General features: G+C 63.7%; 10 protein-coding genes. 3 read left to right on the top strand and 7 right to left on the bottom strand.

All coding sequences use genetic code 11. The annotated features are described in order from the left end of the window. The 5 genes from RMO40_RS06300 to RMO40_RS06280 all read right to left on the bottom strand — a co-directional run. A partial coding sequence (locus RMO40_RS06300) for a cytidylyltransferase domain-containing protein (RefSeq protein WP_489660117.1) occupies positions 1-186 on the bottom strand: 186 nt, incomplete at its 3' end. After that, positions 183-383, bottom strand: coding sequence for a Trm112 family protein (locus RMO40_RS06295; protein WP_309717868.1), 201 nt, complete (start codon positions 381-383; stop codon positions 183-185). The genes RMO40_RS06300 and RMO40_RS06295, both read right to left, overlap by 4 nt. Before the next feature lie 10 nt (positions 384-393). Beyond that, on the bottom strand, positions 394-1,413 hold the full coding sequence (lpxK, locus tag RMO40_RS06290) for a tetraacyldisaccharide 4'-kinase (protein WP_309717865.1): 1,020 nt from the start codon (positions 1,411-1,413) through the stop codon (positions 394-396). A 51-nt stretch (positions 1,414-1,464) separates the two neighbouring features. Then, on the bottom strand, positions 1,465-1,884 hold the full coding sequence (locus RMO40_RS06285) for a biopolymer transporter ExbD (protein ID WP_309717863.1): 420 nt from the start codon (positions 1,882-1,884) through the stop codon (positions 1,465-1,467). Positions 1,885-1,896: 12 nt separating this feature from the next. Further along, entirely contained in the window at positions 1,897-2,538 is a 642-nt protein-coding gene (locus tag RMO40_RS06280; protein WP_309717860.1) for a MotA/TolQ/ExbB proton channel family protein, read from the bottom strand. Between the two features lie 401 nt (positions 2,539-2,939). On the opposite strand from RMO40_RS06280, the gene xseA reads away from it, so the two are divergent. Next, entirely contained in the window at positions 2,940-4,208 is a 1,269-nt protein-coding gene (gene xseA, locus RMO40_RS06275) for an exodeoxyribonuclease VII large subunit (RefSeq protein ID WP_489660118.1), read from the top strand. Positions 4,209-4,294: 86 nt separating this feature from the next. Continuing rightward, entirely contained in the window at positions 4,295-4,876 is a 582-nt protein-coding gene (locus RMO40_RS06270; RefSeq protein WP_309717855.1) for a Fe-Mn family superoxide dismutase, read from the top strand. A gap of 70 nt (positions 4,877-4,946) precedes the next feature. On the opposite strand, the gene RMO40_RS06265 is transcribed toward RMO40_RS06270, so the two are convergent. Continuing rightward, positions 4,947-5,390 (bottom strand): DUF192 domain-containing protein, encoded by a 444-nt coding sequence (locus RMO40_RS06265; protein ID WP_309717852.1) that lies wholly within the window; start codon positions 5,388-5,390, stop codon positions 4,947-4,949. Positions 5,391-5,528: 138 nt separating this feature from the next. Next, on the bottom strand, positions 5,529-5,753 hold the full coding sequence (locus RMO40_RS06260; protein ID WP_309717849.1) for a hypothetical protein: 225 nt from the start codon (positions 5,751-5,753) through the stop codon (positions 5,529-5,531). A 95-nt stretch (positions 5,754-5,848) separates the two neighbouring features. On the opposite strand from RMO40_RS06260, the gene icd reads away from it, so the two are divergent. Further along, positions 5,849-6,855 (top strand): NADP-dependent isocitrate dehydrogenase (gene icd, locus RMO40_RS06255; protein WP_309717846.1); only part of this gene is annotated, 1,007 nt, incomplete at its 3' end.

Raw genomic sequence — 6,855 nt, 5'->3', positions numbered from 1 at the left:
TTGGTGGGCCTGGCAGGCCTGCACGATCTCGTGGTCGTCGGCGGCGACCACCACGCGCGCAGCCTGCGAGCGCGCGGCTTGTCGAGCCACCCGCACCACCATGGGCACACCACCGAGGTCGGCGAGGATCTTGCGCGGCAGGCGGGTCGATTGCAGCCGCGCCGGCACCAGCACGGTGAAACTCACGCCGGGCTCTCGGCGGCCGGGGCGTCGAGCGAGCGGGCTTCGGATTCGAGCATCACCGGGATGCCGTCGCGCACGGGAAAGGCGAGGCGGTCTGCGCGGCAGATCAGCTGGTGCTGTGCATGAAACGGCGGGCGTTCGTGTTCGAGCGGCCCTTTGCACAAGGGGCAGACCAGCAGTTCAAGCAATCGAGTGTCCATGTCGGGTCCTTCAAGGTCTGTCGGTGGCTGGCAGCCATTGCATCAGTTCGGACGCGAACGCCGGACTCAGCTCAAAGTCTAGCGTTGCGACCCACACGCGGGTGGCACCCATGGCTACAGGCCGCAGTTTCACCGCGTCTTTTTCGGTCACGATCACGTCGACGGTGTCCGCAGGCCAGGGCAGGGTGGCGAAGTCATGGTGATCGGGAAGGGCCAGTTCGTCGATGTCGAGCCCCTGCGCACGGAGCATCTCGAAGAAGCGCTGTGGCCTGGCCAGGCCCGCGGCGGCCAACACGGTCTTGCCACGCAGTTCAGCGAAGGCCTCGGGGCGGGCGGCATGCCCCAGCCACCAATCGGGCAGCGGTGCCAGGCCGCTCAGGCGCCGCTTGGCGAGGTGGCCGCGCAGCGCCGTGCTCGGCGAGGCGGCGTTGTAGAGCACCACGCTGCGAGGTGGCACAACCGCCGGCACCGGCTCGCGCAAGGGGCCGGCCGGCAGCAGCCAGCCATTGCCTGCACCGCGCTCGTCGAACACGATCACCTGGGCATCGCGCGCAAGCCTTCGGTGTTGCAGGCCGTCGTCGCTGATCAAGACGTCGACTGCCGGGTTGGCTTGCAGCAGCGCCAAACCTGCCGCCACCCGGTCGGCCCCCACGGCCACCGGCACGCCACCGCGCAGGTGCAGCAACAGCGGCTCGTCGCCGGCCTCGCTGACGGGCGTGTCGCGGCTGAGCAAAACAATGTTGTCGGATTGCCGCCCATAACCCCGCGAGACGATGCCGGGTGTGAAACCACGATCGCGCAACAGTTGCACCAATGCCAGCGTCGTTGGCGTTTTGCCGGCTCCCCCGGCAACAAGGTTGCCTACCACCACCACCGGGACGGGCAGCTGCACGGAACGCATCAGCCCCAGCTCGAAGCACCCCGCTCGAATCAAGAGGATGGCGCGGTACAGCCAGGAAAGTGGCAGCAGCGCCCAGGCCAAGCCGCCTCGCCGCAACCAGGCCGCCTGCAACTGCGATGCAGCCGACACGGCGTGGCCTTCAGGGGCTCGGTCGAGCCGTGGTGCGCGTGGCCACGAAGCCTATCGCCCCTGGCCTGCCTGCGTCGCGAAGGTCAGCTTGGCCAGGCCGGCGCGGCGCGCAGCGTCCATCACCGTCACCACCGATTGGTGGGCGGCGGTGGCATCGGCCGAGATGATGACCACCGTTTCGTTGGCGCCAGCCGCAGCCACTGCCAGCTCGGCGGCAAGCAGCTCGACGCTGCGGCCTTCGAGGGTCTTGCGGTTGATGGCGTAGCGCCCTTCGCCCGACACCGAGACGATGATCTCGCGCGGGTTGTCGCGCGGTTTGTCAGCGTCGGCCACCGGCAGCACGACCTGCAGTTCGGTGAACTTGGAGTAGGTGGTCGACAGCATCAGGAAGATGAGCACCACCAGCAACACGTCGATGAACGGGATCAGGTTGATCTCGGGTTCTTCGGGTTGGTGCTTGCGAAAGTTCATCGCCATGTCGGGTCAGGGCGCTGCCTTCTTGGACGGCACCGAGAAGCGCATCAGGTGCGGCACCATGCGCTCGGCCGCTTGCTCCATCTCGAGCGTGTAGGCGTCGACCAGGCCGCGGAAGTAGCGATAGAACATCAGCGAAGGGATCGCGATCATCAGCGCGAAGGCGGTGTTGTAGAGCGCGATCGAGATGCCATGCGCGAGCAGGGCGGGGTTGTTGCCGCCGGTCGGTGCCTGGGCGCCAAAGATTTCAATCATGCCGATCACCGTGCCCAGCAGCCCCAGCAAGGGTGCGGCCGAGGCGATGGAGCCCAGCGTATTGAGGTATCGCTCCATGCGGTGCACCGCGGCGCGGCCGGCGGACTCGAACGAACTGCGCAACACCGCCTCGCTCAGGCGAGGGTCGGCAATCACCGTGCGCAGGCCACTGGCCAGCACCGTGCCGAGGATCGAGTTGTCAGCGAGTTTGTTGACCACGTCGGCGCCGGGCAGGTGGGCACGGGTGACGGACACCACCTCATCGAGCAATCGCGGTGGCGCGACGCGGGCTTTGCGCAGGCTCGACAGGCGTTCGATGATGAGCGTCAGGGCGACGATGGAGCACAGGAGAAGGGGCCAAATCGGCCAGCCAGCGGCTTGTATGATCGAAAACAATCCGGTCCTCTTGGATAGTGTTGGGGCCCATTCGGGAGGGGCGATTATGGCCCCAAGGCCTGCGCTGTCACCGCAGCAATCGTTTGATGTTGTCACCATGTCCTGGTTGACTCGAAGCGCTTTGTCGCAGAGCCTGCGCCTCGTCCACTGCAACTGTGGACAACTTTGTGGGCAACCGGGGTTCAGCGGCGTGCAAGCCGCGCGAATTCAGGCGCTTCAACAAATTGCTTAAAACTTAGGCATAAAAAATCCATTGAAAATCAATCACTTGCATGATTATGAAAGCGGTGTGACAGCCAAACCTGCGCGCCGGGCCTTGATTGGCGCGCTTGTGGAGTTCTCAACCCGCGCCCACGCTGGGTTTGCCCGTGGTTGACGACTCGTTCACACGCGGCGAGCGCATGGTCTGGAGCGTGGCTGGCTTGGTGCATGCAGTGTCGGATGCGCTGACAGCGCGGTTTTCTGCGTGCAGCGTGCGAGGCGAGATCTCCGGGTTTTCACGGGCGACCAGTGGCCACTGTTACCTGAACCTGAAGGACGCCGACACGGGCGCGGCCCTGATCCGGTGTGCCATGTTTCGCCGCGCGGCCAGCCTGGTCGACTTCGCTCCCGCCGACGGCCAGTTGGTCGAGGTGCGTGGCCGTCTGGCGGTCTATGAGCCGCGAGGTGAATTGCAGTTCGTCATCGAATCGATGCAGCGGGCCGGTGCGGGCGCCTTGTACGAGCAGTTCCTCAAACTCAAGGCGCGGCTGGAAACTGAGGGGCTGTTTGATGCGAAGCGCAAACGCGCTCTGCCGCCGTTTCCTCGCCGCGTGGGTGTCGTCACCTCGCTGGGCGCTGCCGCCTTGCACGATGTGCTGACGGCCCTGGCACGCCGTGCACCGCATGTGGAAGTGATCGTGTACCCGAGCCTGGTGCAGGGCGCTGACGCGCCGGCTTCGCTTGTCAAGGCGATCTCGGCGGCGGGCCTGCGCGCAGAGGTTGACGTGCTGATCGTGTGCCGTGGCGGCGGCTCGTTGGAAGACCTGTGGGCTTTCAATGATGAACGTGTCGTGCGCGCCATCGTGGCCAGCCCAATGCCGGTGCTTTGCGGTGTGGGCCATGAGACCGACGTCACCTTGGCTGATTTCGCCGCAGACGTGCGCGCGCCAACGCCCACTGCCGCGGCCGAACTGGTGTCGCCAACCCAAGACGAAGGCTTGGCCCTGCTGGCAGCGGTTGCTTCGGTGATGACGCGGCGCATGCACCATGTGATCGACACACAAGCGCAGCGCCTCGACCACGCCACGCTGCGCTTGATGCGGCCCGCCGACCTCGTGCGCCGGCAGGCGCAGCGCCTGGCTTTGCTGGGTCAACGCATGGCGGGTTACGCCGAACGAGGCGTGCCGCGCCAGCGCCAGCGTTGCGCAGAAAACGCGACCCGTCTGCAGCGCGCCGTGGGCGTGACGTTGGCAGCGCGTCAGCAACGGCTGGATTCGCTGGAAGGGCGCCTCGCAGCGCTCGACCCGCGGCGGGTCCTTTCCCGCGGGTATGCCTGGTTGAGCGACGATCACGGCACAGCGATCACGAGTGCCAGGGCGCTCGCCGTGGGTCAGCCGGTGCAGGCGCAGTTCGCCGACGGCCTGGCCACCGCCACCATCACGGGTGTGCGCACGACCCGCACTGAATAACCCGACAGCCGCCGTGCGTGTCTCTGATGTCGCACAAGCTGCCTACAATCCCGCGAAACACTTCGACACGCTGAAAGGACTCTCACATGGAACACACCCTGCCTTCGCTGCCTTACGCGCAAGACGCACTGGCCCCGCACCTCAGTAAGGAAACGCTGGAGTACCACCATGGCAAGCATCACAACGCCTATGTGGTCAACCTGAACAACCTGCAAAAGGGCAGCGAGTTCGAGGCGATGAGCCTGGAAGACATCATCAAAAAGTCGTCCGGTGGCATCTACAACAACGCTGCCCAGATCTGGAACCACACCTTTTTCTGGAGCAGCATGAAGCCGCAGGGCGGCGGCGAGCCGACGGGCGCTCTGGCTGCAGCGATCAACGCCAAGTTCGGCAGTTTCGCGGCCTTCAAGGAAGCGTTCACGAAGAGCGCGGTTGGCAACTTCGGCTCGGGCTGGACCTGGCTGGTGAAGAAGCCTGACGGCAGCGTGGACATCGTCAATACCGGTGCCGCCGGCACGCCGCTCACCACGGGCGACAAGGCGCTGCTCACGATCGACGTGTGGGAGCACGCCTACTACATCGACTACCGCAACCTGCGCCCGAAGTGGGTTGAGACCTTCCTGACCTCACTGGCGAACTGGGACTTCGCGGCCAAGAACTTCGCCTGATCGAAGTCGACGCCAAGAAAAAGGCCGGTCGCTGACCGGCCTTTTGCATTTGGGGGTGGTGCGAGCGGTATCAGCGCGAGAAAGGCTGACCGGTCAACTTGGCTCCGGCCTTGATGCCGCGCTTGGCGAACCAGCCCTGGTTCATCTCCAGCACATGGCGCACGGGCTGCAGCGAACAGTGCGAGTCCAGGCTCTGGGGTTTCATGTCTTCGATGTTGATCACCGTGCCATCGTCTGCGAGGAACGCGATCGATAGAGGCAGGTAGGTGTTTTTCATCCAGAAGCACTGTTTGGTCGGTGCCTCGAAGACGAAAAGCATGCCTTCGTTGTTGGGCATGCTCCGGCGAAACATGAGCCCGGTCGCACGCTGATCCGGCGTTTGCGCCACTTGCGCCTGAATGTTGTGGATGCCAGCGTTCAGCCGAATGCTTGGCAGGTTCTGTGGGCTCTCTTGAGCCCATGCAGCGCAAGCCCAGAGCAGGGCCACGCAGGCGAGAAGACCTCGTTTAATCATGTCGATGATGAGTGCCAGTTGATCGGGTAGAAGGAATTATCGGTGGGGCCACCATGAAAAACGCCCAGTGCGAACACCGGGCGTTTTCGAGGCGCTGCAGCCAGGCTGCAGAGTGCCAAGCAGTCAACGAAACGTTGATTACTTCTTGGCTTCAGCCTTCTTTTCGGTCTTGGCTTCGACCTTGGCGTCAGCCTTGGCAGCGGCCGAGGCGGCGGGCTTTGCAGCTTCAGCAGCGGGCTTTGCAGCAGGCTTGGCAGCGTCGGCAGCGAAAGCGCCTGCGGCGAACAGGGAAGCGATCAGAGCGGCCAGAAGTTTGTTCATTTGAAAATACCTTTTTAAAAGTGGAATCCACCGCCCGCTCATCGGGCGGTATGCGGCTAACGTGCTCTCTTGTCAGTCGGTTGACAAACGCACTGACATAGAATCTTTCGACACACCTAGCGCACTGGAGCCCTCGTATGTACAAGCACATCAAGATCCCTTCTGGCGGCCAGAAGATCAGCGTAAACCCCGACTTCTCGCTCAATGTGCCCGACCAAGCCATCATTCCCTACATTGAAGGCGATGGCACCGGCTTCGACATCACGCCGGTGATGATCAAGGTGGTCGACGCAGCGGTCGAAAAAGCCTATAGCGGCAAGAAGAAGATCCACTGGATGGAAGTTTTTGCCGGTGAGAAGTCGACCAAGATCTACGGCCCCGACGTCTGGCTCCCCGAAGAAACGCTGCACGCCTTGCGCGACTACGTGGTGTCGATCAAGGGCCCGCTGACCACGCCCGTCGGCGGCGGTATTCGCTCGCTCAACGTGGCATTGCGTCAAGAGCTGGACTTATATGTGTGCTTGCGCCCGGTGCAGTACTTCAAGGGCGTGCCTTCGCCGCTGAAAGAGCCCGAGAAGACCAACATGGTCATCTTCCGCGAAAACTCGGAAGACATCTACGCCGGCATCGAATACGAGGCTCAGTCCGACAAGGCCAAGAAGCTGATCAAGTTCCTGATCGACGACATGGGCGTGAAGAAGATCCGCTTCCCCAACACCTCGGGTATCGGCATCAAGCCGGTTTCCATCGAGGGCACCGAGCGCCTGGTGCGCAAGGCGCTGCAGTACGCGGTCGACAACGACAAACCCAGCGTGACCATCGTGCACAAGGGCAACATCATGAAATACACCGAAGGTGGCTTCCGTGACTGGGCCTACGCGCTGGCCGCCAGGGAGTTTGGCGCCGAGCTGATCGACGGCGGCCCCTGGATGAAGTTCAAGAACCCCAGGACCGGCCGGGAAATCACCGTCAAGGACTCCATCGCCGACGCCTTCCTGCAGCAGATCCTGCTGCGCCCGGCCGAGTACAGCGTGATCGCCACCCTGAACCTCAACGGCGACTATGTCTCGGACGCGCTGGCTGCGCAGGTCGGCGGCATCGGCATCGCCCCGGGCGCCAACATGAGCGACACCATCGCGATGTT

This window comes from Rhizobacter sp. (assembly GCF_031412075.1).
Classification (GTDB): domain Bacteria; phylum Pseudomonadota; class Gammaproteobacteria; order Burkholderiales; family Burkholderiaceae_C; genus Rhizobacter.
This window is presented reverse-complemented; position numbering and strand designations above follow the sequence as displayed.

Excerpts from the sequence above, each read along its gene's own strand:
- RMO40_RS06295 (WP_309717868.1), bottom strand. The coding sequence starts at position 383 with ATGGACACTCGATTGCTTGAACTGCTGGTCTGCCCCTTGTGCAAAGGG.
- RMO40_RS06265 (WP_309717852.1), bottom strand. The coding sequence starts at position 5,390 with ATGATTAAACGAGGTCTTCTCGCCTGCGTGGCCCTGCTCTGGGCTTGC.
- xseA (WP_489660118.1), top strand. The coding sequence starts at position 2,940 with ATGGTCTGGAGCGTGGCTGGCTTGGTGCATGCAGTGTCGGATGCGCTG.
- RMO40_RS06285 (WP_309717863.1), bottom strand. The coding sequence starts at position 1,884 with ATGAACTTTCGCAAGCACCAACCCGAAGAACCCGAGATCAACCTGATC.
- RMO40_RS06270 (WP_309717855.1), top strand. The coding sequence starts at position 4,295 with ATGGAACACACCCTGCCTTCGCTGCCTTACGCGCAAGACGCACTGGCC.
- RMO40_RS06260 (WP_309717849.1), bottom strand. The coding sequence starts at position 5,753 with ATGAGCGGGCGGTGGATTCCACTTTTAAAAAGGTATTTTCAAATGAAC.